Annotated in this window: 23 protein-coding genes and 1 pseudogene; 12 read left to right on the plus strand and 12 right to left on the minus strand. The window is 42.5% G+C overall.

Annotated features, from left to right (window positions below; genetic code table 11):
* Positions 1 to 92: 92 nt before the first annotated feature.
* From H6G86_RS35840 to H6G86_RS35855, 4 genes and pseudogenes are all read right to left on the minus strand, one after another.
* Positions 93 to 671, minus strand: a pseudogene (locus H6G86_RS35840) (reverse transcriptase N-terminal domain-containing protein); the annotation flags it as partial.
* A 534-nt stretch (positions 672 to 1,205) separates the two neighbouring features.
* Positions 1,206 to 1,361 (minus strand): hypothetical protein, encoded by a 156-nt coding sequence (locus H6G86_RS35845; RefSeq protein ID WP_190938370.1) that lies wholly within the window; start codon positions 1,359 to 1,361, stop codon positions 1,206 to 1,208.
* A 136-nt stretch (positions 1,362 to 1,497) separates the two neighbouring features.
* A complete protein-coding gene (locus H6G86_RS35850; protein ID WP_138506138.1) occupies positions 1,498 to 1,764 on the minus strand; it encodes a hypothetical protein in 267 nt (88 codons plus the stop codon).
* Between the two features lie 129 nt (positions 1,765 to 1,893).
* The gene (locus H6G86_RS35855; RefSeq protein ID WP_190938353.1) at positions 1,894 to 2,691 is read right to left on the minus strand and encodes a hypothetical protein; all 798 of its coding nucleotides are present in this window, start codon (positions 2,689 to 2,691) and stop codon (positions 1,894 to 1,896) included.
* Between H6G86_RS35855 and H6G86_RS39780 the strand changes: the two genes are divergently transcribed.
* Positions 2,682 to 2,804, plus strand: coding sequence for a hypothetical protein (locus H6G86_RS39780; protein WP_277883712.1), 123 nt, complete (start codon positions 2,682 to 2,684; stop codon positions 2,802 to 2,804). The two genes, H6G86_RS35855 and H6G86_RS39780, sit on opposite strands and share 10 nt — an antisense overlap.
* A gap of 421 nt (positions 2,805 to 3,225) precedes the next feature.
* On the opposite strand, the gene H6G86_RS35860 is transcribed toward H6G86_RS39780, so the two are convergent.
* The 3 genes from H6G86_RS35860 to H6G86_RS35870 form a co-directional block, all read right to left on the minus strand.
* Positions 3,226 to 3,537 carry a helix-turn-helix domain-containing protein gene (locus tag H6G86_RS35860; protein ID WP_190938354.1) on the minus strand — a complete coding sequence of 104 codons (312 nt, stop codon included), beginning with the start codon at positions 3,535 to 3,537 and terminating at the stop codon, positions 3,226 to 3,228.
* A 16-nt stretch (positions 3,538 to 3,553) separates the two neighbouring features.
* Positions 3,554 to 3,718: a hypothetical protein gene (locus tag H6G86_RS35865; RefSeq protein WP_190938355.1), complete on the minus strand. Its 165-nt coding sequence runs from the start codon at positions 3,716 to 3,718 to the stop codon at positions 3,554 to 3,556.
* A 209-nt stretch (positions 3,719 to 3,927) separates the two neighbouring features.
* On the minus strand, positions 3,928 to 4,617 hold the full coding sequence (locus H6G86_RS35870) for a thermonuclease family protein (RefSeq protein ID WP_242065145.1): 690 nt from the start codon (positions 4,615 to 4,617) through the stop codon (positions 3,928 to 3,930).
* A gap of 130 nt (positions 4,618 to 4,747) precedes the next feature.
* Between H6G86_RS35870 and H6G86_RS35875 the strand changes: the two genes are divergently transcribed.
* The 3 genes from H6G86_RS35875 to H6G86_RS35885 all read left to right on the plus strand — a co-directional run bounded on the left by H6G86_RS35875 (position 4,748) and on the right by H6G86_RS35885 (position 7,004).
* Positions 4,748 to 5,140 (plus strand): hypothetical protein, encoded by a 393-nt coding sequence (locus H6G86_RS35875; RefSeq protein WP_190938356.1) that lies wholly within the window; start codon positions 4,748 to 4,750, stop codon positions 5,138 to 5,140.
* A gap of 6 nt (positions 5,141 to 5,146) precedes the next feature.
* Positions 5,147 to 6,046 carry an alpha/beta fold hydrolase gene (locus H6G86_RS35880; protein ID WP_190938357.1) on the plus strand — a complete coding sequence of 300 codons (900 nt, stop codon included), beginning with the start codon at positions 5,147 to 5,149 and terminating at the stop codon, positions 6,044 to 6,046.
* 154 nt (positions 6,047 to 6,200) lie between these two features.
* Positions 6,201 to 7,004 carry an SDR family NAD(P)-dependent oxidoreductase gene (locus H6G86_RS35885; RefSeq protein ID WP_190938358.1) on the plus strand — a complete coding sequence of 268 codons (804 nt, stop codon included), beginning with the start codon at positions 6,201 to 6,203 and terminating at the stop codon, positions 7,002 to 7,004.
* A gap of 133 nt (positions 7,005 to 7,137) precedes the next feature.
* On the opposite strand, the gene H6G86_RS35890 is transcribed toward H6G86_RS35885, so the two are convergent.
* Positions 7,138 to 7,329 carry a hypothetical protein gene (locus tag H6G86_RS35890; RefSeq protein ID WP_104899669.1) on the minus strand — a complete coding sequence of 64 codons (192 nt, stop codon included), beginning with the start codon at positions 7,327 to 7,329 and terminating at the stop codon, positions 7,138 to 7,140.
* An 88-nt stretch (positions 7,330 to 7,417) separates the two neighbouring features.
* On the opposite strand from H6G86_RS35890, the gene H6G86_RS35895 reads away from it, so the two are divergent.
* The 3 genes from H6G86_RS35895 (at position 7,418) to H6G86_RS35905 (ending at position 9,554) form a co-directional block, all read left to right on the plus strand.
* Positions 7,418 to 8,779: a TrpB-like pyridoxal phosphate-dependent enzyme gene (locus H6G86_RS35895; protein WP_190938359.1), complete on the plus strand. Its 1,362-nt coding sequence runs from the start codon at positions 7,418 to 7,420 to the stop codon at positions 8,777 to 8,779.
* 22 nt (positions 8,780 to 8,801) lie between these two features.
* Entirely contained in the window at positions 8,802 to 9,089 is a 288-nt protein-coding gene (locus H6G86_RS39260) for a hypothetical protein (RefSeq protein WP_242065146.1), read from the plus strand.
* A gap of 183 nt (positions 9,090 to 9,272) precedes the next feature.
* The gene (locus tag H6G86_RS35905) at positions 9,273 to 9,554 is read left to right on the plus strand and encodes a hypothetical protein (RefSeq protein WP_190938360.1); all 282 of its coding nucleotides are present in this window, start codon (positions 9,273 to 9,275) and stop codon (positions 9,552 to 9,554) included.
* A 15-nt stretch (positions 9,555 to 9,569) separates the two neighbouring features.
* On the opposite strand, the gene H6G86_RS35910 is transcribed toward H6G86_RS35905, so the two are convergent.
* A complete protein-coding gene (locus H6G86_RS35910) occupies positions 9,570 to 9,764 on the minus strand; it encodes a hypothetical protein (protein ID WP_190938361.1) in 195 nt (64 codons plus the stop codon).
* Between the two features lie 111 nt (positions 9,765 to 9,875).
* Between H6G86_RS35910 and H6G86_RS35915 the strand changes: the two genes are divergently transcribed.
* On the plus strand, positions 9,876 to 10,568 hold the full coding sequence (locus H6G86_RS35915; protein WP_190938369.1) for a class I SAM-dependent methyltransferase: 693 nt from the start codon (positions 9,876 to 9,878) through the stop codon (positions 10,566 to 10,568).
* An 89-nt stretch (positions 10,569 to 10,657) separates the two neighbouring features.
* Complete coding sequence (locus H6G86_RS35920) at positions 10,658 to 11,224, plus strand: hypothetical protein (RefSeq protein ID WP_190938362.1); 567 nt, start codon at positions 10,658 to 10,660, stop codon at positions 11,222 to 11,224.
* Positions 11,225 to 11,273: 49 nt separating this feature from the next.
* On the opposite strand, the gene hbs is transcribed toward H6G86_RS35920, so the two are convergent.
* Positions 11,274 to 11,549 carry a non-specific DNA-binding protein Hbs gene (gene hbs / locus H6G86_RS35925; RefSeq protein WP_190938363.1) on the minus strand — a complete coding sequence of 92 codons (276 nt, stop codon included), beginning with the start codon at positions 11,547 to 11,549 and terminating at the stop codon, positions 11,274 to 11,276.
* Positions 11,550 to 11,833: 284 nt separating this feature from the next.
* Here hbs and H6G86_RS35930 point away from each other — a divergent pair, with 284 nt between their 5' ends.
* Together H6G86_RS35930 and H6G86_RS35935 are read left to right on the plus strand one after the other, a co-directional pair.
* Entirely contained in the window at positions 11,834 to 12,124 is a 291-nt protein-coding gene (locus H6G86_RS35930; protein ID WP_190938364.1) for a putative quinol monooxygenase, read from the plus strand.
* A 50-nt stretch (positions 12,125 to 12,174) separates the two neighbouring features.
* A complete protein-coding gene (locus tag H6G86_RS35935; protein WP_190938365.1) occupies positions 12,175 to 12,849 on the plus strand; it encodes a type 1 glutamine amidotransferase domain-containing protein in 675 nt (224 codons plus the stop codon).
* Between the two features lie 244 nt (positions 12,850 to 13,093).
* On the opposite strand, the gene H6G86_RS35940 is transcribed toward H6G86_RS35935, so the two are convergent.
* On the minus strand, positions 13,094 to 13,243 hold the full coding sequence (locus H6G86_RS35940; RefSeq protein WP_190938366.1) for a ribbon-helix-helix protein, CopG family: 150 nt from the start codon (positions 13,241 to 13,243) through the stop codon (positions 13,094 to 13,096).
* Between the two features lie 34 nt (positions 13,244 to 13,277).
* On the opposite strand from H6G86_RS35940, the gene H6G86_RS35945 reads away from it, so the two are divergent.
* Positions 13,278 to 14,537 (plus strand): RNA-guided endonuclease InsQ/TnpB family protein, encoded by a 1,260-nt coding sequence (locus H6G86_RS35945; RefSeq protein WP_190938367.1) that lies wholly within the window; start codon positions 13,278 to 13,280, stop codon positions 14,535 to 14,537.
* A 12-nt stretch (positions 14,538 to 14,549) separates the two neighbouring features.
* Here H6G86_RS35945 and H6G86_RS38440 read toward each other — a convergent pair.
* The coding region (locus H6G86_RS38440) for a hypothetical protein (protein WP_206758461.1) at positions 14,550 to 14,745 on the minus strand (196 nt) is incomplete at its 5' end.

Consider the following 14,745-nt stretch of genomic DNA (forward strand, 5'->3'; position numbering starts at 1 on the left):
CCTTTTGTCTTTCGACTCTAGGTAAGTTGGTTGACTTAGAGATGTTCTTCTTAATCTCTCCCAATTTAATTGGGGATACCGCGTTAACTGTCACGGCGCACGCATTTTTCGATATCGATTTCTATGACTCGTTTATCTATTCCGTTGCAGTAGGAGCGTAAATTGTTGAACAGTAATGTCTGAGCGTCATGCGCTGACCTTCCTGGTCTAAATCCATAGCTCTTGGCGTGGAAAGTTGCTTCATGTGCTGGTTCTAGGGCGTATTTTGCTAGGCATTGCCAAGCTCTGTCCGCCATAGTCGGGACTTTGAGAGTTCGGAACGTTCCGTCTTTCTTGGGTATCGGGATTTCCCGTAGCCTGCTATGATGCCAATTGGATTGATTGGTCTTGAGATTCGTTTCAAGTGCAAAGCGTTCTTCAAAGGTGAGGGATGCTTTACCATCAATACCCGCAGTCTTTTTACCAGCGTTTAGCTGAGTTACTTGACGGATAGCCAGAAACCTTGCAGCTTGAGACTTCAGAATCAGTTTTTGAAGTGACCGCGCTTTCCGCTTGTCTCCTGCTTTAACTGCTTTGAACAACCTAACTTGTAGGCGGAATAAGTTCCGACGGAATTTCTTCCAGGGGAGGTTCTTCCATGATTCACTAACCTCTTGGCTGTGCCTAATCATACTCTACTCCTAGTGATTGTTTTCTGAACACCTTGCAGCAATTACGCCGCATCCTACCCGAGTTAAGAGAGTTCCGTATCTCGTCATACCTACCTTGGGTTCGACTGCCCCAGGACTCTTATCTCGTTTTTATTCGTTCCTCGGATGAGATTATCTTGTGCCGTCAGGTGGAACCAATTCAACCGTTAGAACCCCTTACTCTTGACCGATCACTACTGCGCTGTCGGTGGGATTGTGTTCTCTAACGAAGTCAGGGGTTTTTGTGTTATGCCCTGCTCAAAATTGGGTTGTTTTTCTAGGTTCTATTTCACCTTGTACACTCCCTGTTAGCGCCAGTGTCAGCCCATAACAGCCGTCTGATTGCGCCCTGTTCCCAGCTTCACCCTGTAAGATTCCGAGCTTACTCAGTGTGGGCAGATAAGGAGTCACCTCTGAGTTTGAGGGGAAGGGCTTTCACCTTCATCCTGTCCGAAGCTCAACTTGTTGACAGTACAACGAAGCTGACTAACTTATTTACGGGCTGTTTACCGAGATTCAGTTAGTGACGAATCGCACGCAGTAGATTTTACAATTGCCAGCATCAGAGTGCAATCCCAGTTTTGGCTTATTGATTGCTGCAACTAACTGCTTGAGTAATTCTTCCTGGCGCATCAAGGCAGCAAGTAATTCGGAATTTTCTTGAGGGTTCATTTGTTTGTACCAAAAGCATTTTCACTTTCGCATTGGCGCAGCCGTTGATTTCAGATGTATCAAGTACAGAGCTAATAAAACAGCGCTCTTGTTACTACAAAAGCGCCTCAAAACTTGGTAATTTGTATTAATTAAACTATTCTTCTGGGCTATTTCTCTGACGCAATAACCTAAGAACTTCTTCTAACCCTGCATTTAAGTTTCTCAGATCAGATTTCATTTCTCTAATATCTGCTTTCACTTGCCGCATATCCGAAGCTAAACCAGTTGCCAGCGTCATTGTCTGAGCTATGGCAGTTTGAGATGTTCCAATGGTTCCTGCTTGAATTTTTAAGTTTGTAACATCTTGTGTCAGTTCATTGAGGCGTAGGTAAATATCGTCAAATCTAACATCGTCTGTCATCTTTTCTCCTTTCTGACATCCTCAACTACAATTTTAGCCATATCGCTGTGTCATCTTGCTATCTCATAGGCGTAGCTGAAAACAGTAAGTGTTACCAAATTACCTTTTTGGCAACACTTACTAATTTTCTTACGCCGCTACCAACTTCCGACGAACTTGCGGCAGTTCAATCGGAGCAGTTGCCCTAGATAACACCTCTACAGCCTCTTTTATGCTCCAATACTGGACTCCATCGCCACAGCGCCAGTAGTAAGTCTTGGGGTCGTTTTCCCAGACTTCATCAGTGTTCCTGAGCTTAAAGAGTATGCCCAAGAATTCACCATCTAGATATACGTTGTGAGCCGTCTGAAGGTCAGTGCGTCCTACATAGGTCAATCGATAGCCGTCTACTGGCGTACACAAGTCTTCTGCACGAGTAACCCGATAGGAGCAGTTACCGCACCCATGTCCTTCGCAGTCTGGACAGATGGCAGCAGGCATATTCCACTTCGGCAGTGTAAAATCCCATTCAGCCGATGGGGTTAATATTCGAGCCTTGTGGGAAATATAACAACCAGCATGACCGATTACTTTATCAGAATGGTACTGGACGCTCAACGATAGCCAATCACAATCACCCAACAAGCCAATTTTCTCAGAAGCTTGTTTTAATTCCTTTTCTTCCTTGTAATTGCGCTCTACTGGAGCAGCAAGACTCGCTTTAACGTCTGCAACAGCGCGTTTGAAACACTCTTTGTGGTATCGAGCATAGCCGTGGGTCATTTTCACCCACACGATATCATCACTGTTGATCCAGATAGTCACTACATCTTCGGGCTGGCAATTTTTGGAGTAGTCCGACTGATTGACGATGGTTGCAATGATTTGGCGATCGCGTGTGGTTAACGGATCTTTTGTTGGCGTAGGGGCTGAAGTTTGTGTCATCATTAGAAATACCTCTTAAATGGGTAAAAGGGCGATCGCAGACTTTCCACGGACAGCGATCGTCCTATTTTTATTACTCAGTTTGTTGTGCTGAAAGCACAACACTCTCAATCTAGAATTGGCGAAGCCTTATAAAAGTGTTCAAGGGTAAAGCGTATTAACTGATGGTCAAAACACCAGACAGTAGAAAGCTGTAGAGAAGATATCGGATTTATCGTGCCCTCTGTACAGCCACAGCCATGTCGAAACAATTGAAAAGGCGATTACATACTGAGAAGTAATAATCGCCTTAATTCTGAAAAGATTGAAGTTTTTACAACCAGTTTTTAGACGTGGTAGGTCATCGGAATCATCTCGCGGTGGCTTGGCCATTACAAGTTTTAGGCTGCGGCTACTTATCCCGCCGGCTATTGGTTTCTAATAGTTTTGTTGCTAATTCAATTTGATTGGTTTGAATTTTGAGCGCTTCTTCCTTTCTCTGAAAGGCATCGCGCTCAATTGCTCTCTTGTATATATAATTTACAACACCATGTTGTATTATGTCAATAGAGTTTTGCATATTTCTTGTAAACTTTCAGGATTGATTACTAACGCCGGAAATAACTTCCAAATAGGTACATTAAGCGCATTACAAATAGCAAACGCATCTTCTTTGGAAATTGATTCTGGTCTATTTCCAGGGTTTGCCCATTCAAGGTTTTGGATAAAAGTATTGCTGCGACCAGCTTGAATCGCTAATTTATCTCGGCTAGTTTTACCCCGTAGTTTTCTCAATCGCTGTGCTGTTTCTTCATCCCAAGTAAAACGAGATACATAGGGCAGTTTCACAAAACAGACCTCCTCTGTCATTTAGCTCTCCTCTAATTTACAACACCAACTTGTGTTTTGAGAGTTTTTTGATTACACTGAGGTAGTGATAACGCAAAAGCGATCGCCAGCCAGGAAGCAACGCGATCGCTTTGCCAAACTCATTTACAAAAAGTAAGCCAATTATAATGCTGACACACTTTTGGTGTGATTCAGAAATCAACTAAATGCCCCACTATGGACACATAGACAAACACGCGATACCCAAGGGGTATGTTAATGCCACCCAAATGGCTAGAGCTAACCGTAAACTTTTGTCTGACTACATAAGACGATAGCTTTATTCTTCCCTTAACAAAGTTTTAGGTTTCAGCTTACAATTTGTCCAACTTCTGCTTCCAAAGGCTGTCCAAAATCTTCTTAAAATCACATCTACCGTTCGCACCCAATCCCATCCCCATCTCGGTCAAACCCATGAGGATCGGGTGGCAGCACTTTAAACCTTCGTTGGCTAATATCTCGGCAATTTAAGTCTGCTGAATTCTTTGGAATGCAAAAATCTGGGTAAGAGGGATCGCAGTTATTCTGTTGCTGCGGTTGGATCGGTTGTGAAGTTGTCTTTTGGGTAGCTCTGTGACGGAAGTCCCAGGGCATCACAGGATTAGCCTGACTCCAAAATGCTAAACGCTGTTGTTTGGCGGTGTTTTCACCTTGCAACAAACTATCTTTAGACTGTGGACAGCCTTTGAGATACTGACGATAAACAACAGCTTGCCCTTTTTGCACCATACTCACGTTGACACTGCGATTACCAACAAACACCTCTGCAACTAAGCGCTTATATTTGTCAGTTTCAACGGAGCGTAGGGTAATTCCTTGTCCCACTGGCAGTAATTGTTTGAGTCTTGCTGATGATTGCTGTCCCCAAGGATTCTGTGTCATCTCTGGTGCATCAATGCAAGCAAGGCGAACAGTCACGGTTTTGTTACCAGTTTTCACCCGTATGGTGTCACCGTCACCTACGCTTACGACTGTAGCGGTAAGATTGTTGGCAAAGACGGGTAACGACATTTGAGCTAAAAGCAAAGCGGCAACGCTAATCAAGGGAACTTTAAAAACCATTTGTACTAAAAATCACTTTTAACTTCTTTTAGGATTCCCAATTTCGGCCAAGCGATCGCTAGTTAACTCACAAATTATTTTTATGTTTTAAAGTAGAAAATAGTTTCATTGAAAGTGATTGTTAGTACCAATGAAAGTTTTAAGGTTAGTCCTACCAGTCTTGTTGCTGCTAGGCACGCCTGCAATGGCAGTTGAGTTCAAAGAGCAAAATATTGATGGTCAAAAGCTGCCTGCCAAAGCTTACTATTATGCAACTGGTGGGGTCTACAAAGTTCAGGTCAGCTTTCACAACAAGCGGGCCACAATTTACTTTGATGACGGCAACCAAACCACTATACAGTTGAACCAACAGGTAATTACTGACTCAAACAATATTGAAGGTTTTGGAAAAATAGGGCAATATCCTGTAAGTAGCACGTTCAGTCTTGGCTTGGTGTATGACAATAATTGGCTTGGCAGCAATGATAGTCAATTGCAACAGTCAAATCCGCTAGACGGGTTGTGGAAAATTAGTTTGGAGTGAAAAGTAATGTTGACTAATTTTCTCCCATCACAAGTTAATCAATTAACAGACCCAAAAGCGATCGCTTTTGCCCAAAGTATTGAGAGAATTGCCCTTGCAACCTCCCTGAGCGAACACCAAATCCTCACAACCTATATTCAAAAAGGTCGTGGGGGAACACCAATTCTGCTGCTACACGGTTTCGACAGTTCCATCCTAGAGTTCCGTCTTCTGTTGCCATTACTTGCTACTCAAAATGAAACATGGGCAGTAGATTTGTTAGGTTTTGGCTTTACACAAAGGCAAAAAGAAATAAATTACAGTCCAACTACAATCAGAATTCACCTTTACGATTTTTGGAAAACTTTAATCAACAGACCAATAACACTAGTGGGCGCATCAATGGGAGGTGCAACTGCAATTGATTTTACTCTTACTTACCCTCAAGTTGTAAAATCACTAATATTGATTAATAGTTTAGGTTACACTAGTTCTCCCGTCTTTACCAAATACTTGTTTCCTCCTTTTGATTTCTTGGCTGTGGAATATCTACGTCAACGCCACATCTTGGCATTAAATATATGTAGTATCTTACCTAATCTAGATACCAAAATACTTTTGGCTATTCAATGCGCCATGTTACACCAAGAAATGCCTGGTTGGAATGATACCATGATTTCTTATGTAAAATCTGGTGGTTATAGTGATTTAGCAAATAGAATTGCCCAAGTTGACAAACCAACACTCATTTTATGGGGAGAAACTGATGATATGCTGCCATCTAAAGATGCAGAAAAATTTCAGCAATCTCTTGTCAACTCTCAACTAATATTGCTGAAAAATTGCGGACATACCCCTCAAATTGAACAGCCACAAATCACATCTCAACATATTTTACACTTTCTGAATAGTGGGAATTTTAATTGAGCTTAAGAGGATATTTTAAAAGTCCCGCTAGGTAGAATTTAGCTATTCTGCACTTAAGCTAGTGTAGAACAGATAAATTGATACAAAAATCAAATCTTTCTTTAGCTATAAAAAGTTATATGAAATCGTATTTATATTCTAAAAAGGAAAACAGATGACTGATAAAAAGGTCGTGCTAGTTACAGGAGCATCATCTGGATTTGGGCAGTTAACTGCTAAAAAGCTTGCTACTGTAGGTTATTGGGTCTTCGGTACCAGTCGCAAGTCATATCCAGCATCAGGTGATGTAGAAATGTTGAAGCTCGATGTTACCTCTGATGACTCAGTACAATTATGTATCAAACAGTTGCTCACACGGACTAATCGCATTGATTTACTGATTAATAATGCTGGACAAATTCATGCCAGTATGCTGGAAGAAACTTCTTTACAACAAGCCAAAGAAATCTTTGAAACCAACTTTTGGGGGGTTGTCCGCCTCACTAACGCCGTTTTACCAATTATGAGACAGCAGCGGAGTGGACATATTATCAATATCAGTTCAGTCGCAGGATTGATTGGCGCACCCGGTCAAGGTTTTTACAGTGCAAGTAAATTTGCCCTCGAAGGTTATAGCGAAGCACTGAGCGTGGAGCTAGACCCGTTCAATATTAAAGTGTCTTTAATTGAGCCTGGTTACTTTAAGACTAACTTCAACCATGCCATGTTACCACCCACCTTCAATTATGCTGATTACGACAATGTACGTGATGTGATTCGCTCAACTGTCACTCAAGCAATTGCACAAGGCGATGATCCAACAAAAGTTGCACAGACAATTGTCTTTGCTGCTCGTAGCCGTTCCCCACGATTACGGTATCGCGTTGGTAATGAGGCACAATGGTTGCCTCGCTTGAAAGCAATATTGCCAGATAACTTGTTTCGATTTGGTGCCCGCAAGCGGTTGAACCTGCCATAAATCACAGCTTCTATTTAATACAGCGATAGCTGCGCCACCGCCTGCCGCAGGATACCCGAATGCGAACAGTGCCTCTTGTATTGAGAAGGGCTGTAAGGTAGGGCAAAGCTTTGCAATACAACCAAAATTTTAATTAGATATCAATATTTATCTGTTCTATCTGTCTGGCAGCTTTATCCCAAAGCTTTGCAGAAGCCTCATCTTTCCAATGATTTCTGAGATTTTCTGCTTTTTTATGACTGATTCGTTCTAACATTTCTAGAACTGCGGCTAATGTTAATTGATCAACAATTGCCTCTAAAGACTCCATATATTCTTTTGTCATAACTAACCTCTTGAAGAACAATAAAAGTTAACTTTTTTCTTGGAGAATCGTAAATGTACAATTTTACTGTTGTGCATAACCTAATTATATGGACACAATTAAATACATTCTGACTGAAAACCAAATGCCAAAAGCTTGGTACAACATCCAAGCTGACTTGCCACAAGCCTTACCACCAGTTTTAAATCCTGCTACTGGTAAGCCAATTACACCAGATGAATTATTACCTTTGTTTCCATTGGCACTGATTGAGCAAGAAGTTAGCCAACAAAGATGGATTGAAATACCAGATGCAGTCCGCTCTATTTATTGCCAGTGGCGACCAACTCCTCTTTATCGTGCCCGTCGTTTAGAACAAGCTTTAGATACGCCTGCCAAAATTTACTACAAATATGAAGGTGTTAGCCCTTCTGGAAGCCACAAACCCAATACTGCGGTCGCCCAAGCATACTACAATAAACAAGCTGGAGTCAAAAAGCTAACTACTGAAACGGGAGCCGGACAGTGGGGATCATCTCTAGCTTTTGCTGGTGCGCTATTCGGTTTAGAAGTCTTAGTTTATATGGTAAAGGTTAGCTACCAGCAAAAGCCTTACCGCCGAGCTTTAATGGAAACCTACGGCGCGAGGGTCGTTGCTAGCCCAAGTACTCAAACCCAAGCCGGACGTAAAATTCTTGCACAAAATCCCAATAGTAATGGCAGTTTGGGGATTGCTATTAGTGAAGCTGTAGAAGTAGCTGCTGCTGATGAACAAACTAAGTATGCTTTAGGTAGTGTTCTCAATCATGTACTGCTACATCAAACCATCATTGGTCAAGAAGCATTGACTCAATTAGAAATGGCAGGAGATTATCCTGATATTGTTATTGGCTGCACTGGTGGCGGTAGCAACTTTGCCGGAATTGCCTTCCCATTTCTCGGTGCTAAACTGCGAGGAGAACAAGATATACAAGTAATAGCTGTCGAACCTGCTGCTTGTCCATCATTGACTCGTGGAAAATATGCTTACGATTTTGTTGATACTGCCCAATTAACCCCACTGACCAAAATGCATACTTTAGGTAGTAGTTTTGTTCCCGAAGGAATTCATGCTGGAGGCTTGCGCTATCACGGTATGGCTCCCCTTGTTAGCCATATTGTGAATTTGGGATTAGTTGAATCACGTGCTGAATACCAACTCGCTTGCTTTGCTGCTGGATTAACTTTTGCCCGCGCAGAAGGAATCTTGCCAGCACCAGAAGCTAATCATGCTGTCAAAGCAACAATTGACGAGGCTTTACTCTGTAAACAAGAAGGAAGAAGCAAAACTATCCTGTTCAACCTTTGCGGTCATGGACATTTTGATATGCAAGCTTATATCGATTATCAAGCTGGACGGCTTGTTGATACTGAATATAGTGCAGAAGAAGTGGCAATGGCCTTGGCAGGATTACCTGTAGTTGGTTCGTGACCCAACAATTCGCTTTTTCTTTGTGACGCTCGAAACAACCATACAGTTGAACCAACAAGCGATCGCTTGGAACAGGCAATATACTGGTACTATGTCGAAACTTCAAGAGTGCGATTGCTGTCTCTTATACTCACATAATCCTCACATATTCTGTACCGTTCACCCTAATGGATCAGTTGCTGACAGCTACCTAGATTTTCGAGAAAACCCCAACGCCGAACCAGTAGAACTATGGCAACCGGAGGGGGCCAGTTATTACAACGGTGAATTAATAGTGCAACCACAGCAGCGCTTGACTCAACAGCAATAGCTAGAACTGCTAGATACCCATCCTATGTTTACTGGCAAGTGTCCTCAGTGCCAGCATGAGTTTGATCGCGACTGGTCGGCGCGTGTTCACTGGGATTGCCCGAAATGTGGCTGGATGGATGGATGATACTGTGTAGTTGTTGATGAGTTTTAGGGGGTAATCAAAGGCTATGACCCTCTGGTTATGAGTGAAACTAATGCTGAATATCAAGACATACTTGATGAAATGATTAGGATAGGAAAGCTAAAAGCAGAATATAAAGACATACTTTTAGAAATCAGTGAGCTTGACAGCAAGGCTTGTGCTAATGGGCTAATTTTCGGTTTTGGGTGGGGGGAAGATGCCAATCATGTTGTTCTCAATGAATATGAAATACTTGATAAAAACGGTAATTTTTTGTATTTAACTTTCTTAGAAGCGCGTGAATACCTTCAGAATTTAATTGCTGAAATTGAACCAGATTAGTTAATAGTTTTTGGTCTAATTGCTGCTACTTTGACTTAAATTACTGCTGCCACCGATTTGAGTAGCGCCCTCTGGTGCTGGTGGGTGGTAAGTCATAGACTGTAACCCCAAACGATCAGGACCAATAAAACGGTTGAGAGTGAATGAAATACCGCCAAGCATGACTCCAATTACTCCTTTAGAACCGATGCTTGCTTTGAGGAGCCACAATCAAAAAGATCATTCACAACTTTTAGTTCGCGTAGTGTTAGCCTGCAATTATGATTTTCAGTTCAACTGGTATAGACTGCCATAATTGACAATGGAGTGGTGTCGATTTTTATGTTGGAGCAACAACCGGAAAATTTACAGTTTTATATTAAACAGCTAGCCACAGAAGCGTTACAAAAATCAGACCCCTCGGCATGGTTTGAAGTTTTATATGCCAAAGCCAAAGGGGACACAGGACAAATTCCTTGGGCTAAGTTAGCTCCTCATCCTTATCTACAAGATTGGTTGACGAATCATGAACCGTTCGCTTCTGAGCAAAAGGCGTTAGTAATTGGTTGTGGCTTGGGAGACGATGCCGAAGCTTTAGTAAATCTGGGGTTTGAAGTAACCGCTTTTGATATTTCACCAACAGCAATCGCTTGGTGCCAAGAGCGATTTCCTAATTCAACTGTCAACTATATAGTTGCAGATTTATTAGCAATTCCCTCACAATGGCATCAAGCTTTTAACTTTGTTTTTGAATGTCGCAATATTCAAGCTTTGCCCTTGAATGTGCGTTCTTGGGTTATTTCTTCAGTTACCTCTGTACTTGCTCCTGGTGGAACGCTGTTGATGATTACTCGTGTTCGAGACACAGAAGCTGAACCCTCGGGCCCACCTTGGGCATTATCTAACTCAGAATTAGCACAGTTTAAAGATTTAGGGTTATACCAAGTAGAGCAACTTGTATTTTTAGAGCCTGAGCAAATTGACGTTAAACAAGTTCGGATTGAATATAGAAGACATAATTCTCTGAGCAAATAGTAATTAATGCTCGACTTCTGCTGCTGTTATTTAGAGATCAAGCAATTTGCAACTTCTTTTTGAACTCAAGTCATATATAGCTATGAACCATGAAATTATTCAAATACCCAATTAAGCTTGCTTCTTCTTGCTTTGCCATCTGTGTTATCGCTTCTACGGCTGCGGTAATTGCTCAACCCAAATCTCCACAAACCAATTCAGTAATAAAATTAACACCGACTCAACTAAAAGTTTTACGTTCACTAGGCTTAAAAATAGCATTACCAAGTTACGTACCTACAAATTTTCATGCCGACAAGGTAATAGTCTCGGCTGGACGCGAAAATGTTGACAGTTTGCGTTACTTAATTATTTACCAAAATTTAAGTGCAGAGAAATGCTTTGCGATTGAGTCAGTATCTGGGGGTATTGGAGACTTACCTGCTGGGTCGCGCAGTTACCCGATAAATTCTCCGATATTTGGAAAAAGCACTTTGGAGCAAGGATTATACGGTAATGCCAAACAACCAACATTGCTATCGCAGTGGTGGGGAGAGCAAAATGGTCCCTTTTACAGATTTGTTGGTACGGGAGTAATGCCAGAATTGTCTAATTGCAGTAACGTTACTCCCCAAGAAGCAGTCAAAGTTTCACAGTCGATTCGATACTTAAATTAATCGATTACAGCTTTACAGTGATTGGATTGCCAGTGCTAAAGCAATTCATCTATGGCGCTACTTTTTCTTTAAACTGTTTCCCAGCAGAAAACGCAGGTACTCTTGTAGCTGGGATAGTCATTGGCTCATTGGTTTTCGGATTACGCCCTTCGCGTTCTGAGCGTTCGCGTCGCTCGAATGAACCAAACCCTATGAGCGTTACCTTATCCCCATTGGCTACAGCTTCGGTAACAACTGACAAAAAAGCACTAATGACTTCATCAGCTTGCTTTTTTGTGATGTTGGTCTTTGCTGCTACAGCATCCACTAGTTCACCTTTGTTCATAAATCACCCTGAATCATTGCAAGTAATCGAAATCTAGCATTATTACCTCTAATTAGGAAAAGGGGAAAAGGAATAATCTTCTAGCAACACGCGAAAATTAACAATGCACGACGACTATTGCTGTAATAGGATGTTTAACGGAAAAATTCGGTATAATACCCAATTATCCAACAGACTTGTCCGAACATCTTAATCGCAGTTAAGCGTTCACAGACGGCACTACAACTGTTTCACAAGCTACTGGGGTGTTAATATGCTTGTCTTATTAAGGGAGCAGTAAGCACATGGAAAAGATCGTGATCGTGAAATGGAGAATTTTGGAGTCGGAAACGTCCCGGATACTGAAATTGCTACCGGAGCTGGCCGAGAAGACCAGATCGGAGGAAGGCAACATTTCCTACACGATTTATCAGTCGCAAAGCGATCCTTGCGAACTCATTCTTTGTGAACACTACACTGACACTGCTGCTGTGGAATCTCACAAGCGATCGGAACACTATAAAAGAATTGTCGCAGAACAGATCATCCCCCATCTTGAAGCCCGCGAGGTGATATTGGTGAAGAAGCTTGTTTAAAGCTCTGTCCCGAACCGAACCGAACCAAACAACCGTACTAAGGAAAAGTTATGTCAAAGAAGATTCTCATTATCGTATCGAACGCGTGCGTTATTGGTCCGAACAACCGAAGGACGGGAAATTTTCTGCCAGAGGTTGCACATCCCTATGCTGAATTCGACAGAGCAAAATACCAAATTGATTTCGCAAGTCTCACCGGAGATACGCCGTTTCTGGATGCGCTCAATCTTGCTGACGACCCTGACAACCTAGCCTTCTTAGTAGGAAAAGGGTGGGACTCAATGCAGAAAGCGAAGAAGCTCTCAGACGTGGAGGTCAGCCAGTACGATGCCATCTTTATGCCTGGCGGTTTGGCACCAATGGTCGATATGCCTGAACATCCACTTCTCAAAAAGGTTGTGAAAGAAACATACGAGCGAGGCGCTGTTGTTGGGGCCGTTTGCCACGGTCCAGTCTCGTTACTGAACGTCAAGTTGAGCAACGACACTCTCCTGCTCGCCGGGAAGAATATCAGTTCATTTACGAACGAGGAGGAAGAAAACTACGCAAAAGCTGATGTGCCTTTCGAGTTAGAAACGGCGCTCACCAAACAAGGCGCACTCTTCCACAAGACGGCACCCTGGCAGGCATTCAGCATCGCCGATGGAAATCTCGTCACCGGACAGAATCCTGCTTCTGCCAAAGGTGTCGCAGAGAAGATGATCGCGCTATTGGAGTCTGCTTGAGGCAGCATCCTTAAGACGGTGCTGGGTCGCTGCATAACAGACAGCTTATGGTTAAAAATGCTGTCACTTGAAGGAAAAGATGGCCGGAATTAAAGAATAAAGTGGCCGCCCTTAAAACCTGGATTACTTATTTTTGCGTTGCCCTATTTTCGCCATCTAAACCTCCGCAAGGGTACTCCCGCCATAGTCGCAGACTTGGCGGTGATGGGGAATTGCGGAGCAATTAGAGGGGTTCGATGCCCTTTCAATTGCCAGAGCTTGATTTAATTTTCTTTTTAAGACTACGGATAAATTCACGGATTACCTCTGTTTGAGTTCTGCTTTCTTGTTCACAATAGGTTTTAAGGATTTCTAGCTCTTGTTCTGGAAGTCTGATATCTATGCGAGTAGTCATACAAAAGTACGGAATAATGCTGTACAATAGTTGTATGCTACTAACTTATCAGTTCAAACTCAACCCTACTCCCGAACAAGTTGTCATTCTTGAAACTTGGGGCGAGTTGCTGCGTCGTCATTGGAACTACGCACTAGGGGAAAGACTGGATTGGTTAAGACGTACAAGGTCACAAATTGACCGATGTAGCTTGGTTTTTGAGCCAATTGGGAAGATACCAGACAAACCTGATTACTATACACAAGCGTCAAATCTCAAACAAACTAAAGAGTTATTCCCCGACTACAAAAACATCTATGCCGACTGCCAACAGCAAAACCTGATGAGGTTGGACAAGGCGTGGAAGCGATGGTTGATGCCAGATAACAAGGGGAAGCGGGGAGGAAAGCCGCGTTTTAAGAAACGTGGTGATATCTGTTCCTTTACTTTCCCGCGTGTCAACTCTCATAAAGCTGGCGCACACCTAAAGAGTAATATTCTCAAGCTCTCCAAGATTGGTGAAATTGAGGTTATCTTGCATCGACCAATACCGGATGGTTTTGAGATTAAGCAAGCAACAATTTTAAGCAAAGCAGACGGTTGGTATTGCAGTTTTTCTTTAGAAGATAAAACCGTTCCTACCTTGCTGCCTATTGATGAAATCAAAACTGCTACTGGCATAGATGTTGGGTTAGAAAAGTTTTTAACTACCGCTGATGGGCAAAGCGTGACCGTCCCTCAGTATTACCGCAAAGCACAGTCAGCATTAGCACGTCAGCAACGTAAACTTGCTCGTAAAGTCAAAGGGTCTAAAAACTACCAGAGGCAAGCGAACTCGTTTGCTAGACTTCATTTGCACGTTGCCAGACAAAGGAAAGAGTTTCATTATCAAGTTGCTCATTGGTTGGTTAGTTCTTATGATTTGATTGTTTTTGAAAACCTGAACATTAGAGGTTTAGCGAGAACACGACTAGCTAAATCGATACTAGATGTTGCTTGGGGTGCATTCCTCCAAATCATGCAAGCAGTAGCGGTAAGACGCGGCAAGCATACGGCAGGAGTTGACCCCAAAGGAACAAGTATCAATTGTTCAGGTTGCGGTGAGAGAGTTGAGAAAACTTTGGCAGATCGTGTACACATCTGTTCTTGTGGATTGGTTATTGATCGCGACTGGAACTCAGCACTTAATTTATTGAAACGGGGGTCGGTTGGACTACCGATTCCTGTCTGTGGAGGCTTAGACAGTAGTCAGCCCGTGAAGCAGAAAGTCTCTTATGTGAATTTGAGATGCTCCCGCTATATTGCTTGCAATTAGCGGCGAGAGTTGTCACACTTTACGAGCAATTGGGAACGATATGGGAATTCCCATATCGTCTCTAATAATTGAAATTGAAGGGTACGGCAAGGAACAAGGTAGTTGGGGGGAGCAATGCGGTTTTGTCAGATCCAGTAAAAAACAAGCGATCGCAAAAATAAAATCTAAGTAAGAAGTAACTTTATTTACTAAATATGTGCTGGTAGCC

The sequence above is a fragment of the Nostoc sp. FACHB-133 genome (assembly GCF_014698055.1).
Classification (GTDB): Bacteria; Cyanobacteriota; Cyanobacteriia; order Cyanobacteriales; family Nostocaceae; genus Nostoc.

Coding starts and splice junctions, on each gene's coding strand:
- H6G86_RS35905 (WP_190938360.1), top strand. CDS start 9,273: ATGAGTGAAACTAATGCTGAATATCAAGACATACTTGATGAAATGATT.
- hbs (WP_190938363.1), bottom strand. CDS start 11,549: ATGAACAAAGGTGAACTAGTGGATGCTGTAGCAGCAAAGACCAACATC.
- H6G86_RS35945 (WP_190938367.1), top strand. CDS start 13,278: ATGCTACTAACTTATCAGTTCAAACTCAACCCTACTCCCGAACAAGTT.
- H6G86_RS35885 (WP_190938358.1), top strand. CDS start 6,201: ATGACTGATAAAAAGGTCGTGCTAGTTACAGGAGCATCATCTGGATTT.
- H6G86_RS35890 (WP_104899669.1), bottom strand. CDS start 7,329: ATGACAAAAGAATATATGGAGTCTTTAGAGGCAATTGTTGATCAATTA.
- H6G86_RS35850 (WP_138506138.1), bottom strand. CDS start 1,764: ATGACAGACGATGTTAGATTTGACGATATTTACCTACGCCTCAATGAA.
- H6G86_RS35920 (WP_190938362.1), top strand. CDS start 10,658: ATGAAATTATTCAAATACCCAATTAAGCTTGCTTCTTCTTGCTTTGCC.
- H6G86_RS35860 (WP_190938354.1), bottom strand. CDS start 3,537: ATGACAGAGGAGGTCTGTTTTGTGAAACTGCCCTATGTATCTCGTTTT.
- H6G86_RS35930 (WP_190938364.1), top strand. CDS start 11,834: ATGGAAAAGATCGTGATCGTGAAATGGAGAATTTTGGAGTCGGAAACG.
- H6G86_RS35875 (WP_190938356.1), top strand. CDS start 4,748: ATGAAAGTTTTAAGGTTAGTCCTACCAGTCTTGTTGCTGCTAGGCACG.
- H6G86_RS35915 (WP_190938369.1), top strand. CDS start 9,876: ATGTTGGAGCAACAACCGGAAAATTTACAGTTTTATATTAAACAGCTA.
- H6G86_RS35880 (WP_190938357.1), top strand. CDS start 5,147: ATGTTGACTAATTTTCTCCCATCACAAGTTAATCAATTAACAGACCCA.
- H6G86_RS35845 (WP_190938370.1), bottom strand. CDS start 1,361: ATGAACCCTCAAGAAAATTCCGAATTACTTGCTGCCTTGATGCGCCAG.
- H6G86_RS35940 (WP_190938366.1), bottom strand. CDS start 13,243: ATGACTACTCGCATAGATATCAGACTTCCAGAACAAGAGCTAGAAATC.
- H6G86_RS35895 (WP_190938359.1), top strand. CDS start 7,418: ATGGACACAATTAAATACATTCTGACTGAAAACCAAATGCCAAAAGCT.
- H6G86_RS35855 (WP_190938353.1), bottom strand. CDS start 2,691: ATGATGACACAAACTTCAGCCCCTACGCCAACAAAAGATCCGTTAACC.
- H6G86_RS35870 (WP_242065145.1), bottom strand. CDS start 4,617: ATGGTTTTTAAAGTTCCCTTGATTAGCGTTGCCGCTTTGCTTTTAGCT.
- H6G86_RS35935 (WP_190938365.1), top strand. CDS start 12,175: ATGTCAAAGAAGATTCTCATTATCGTATCGAACGCGTGCGTTATTGGT.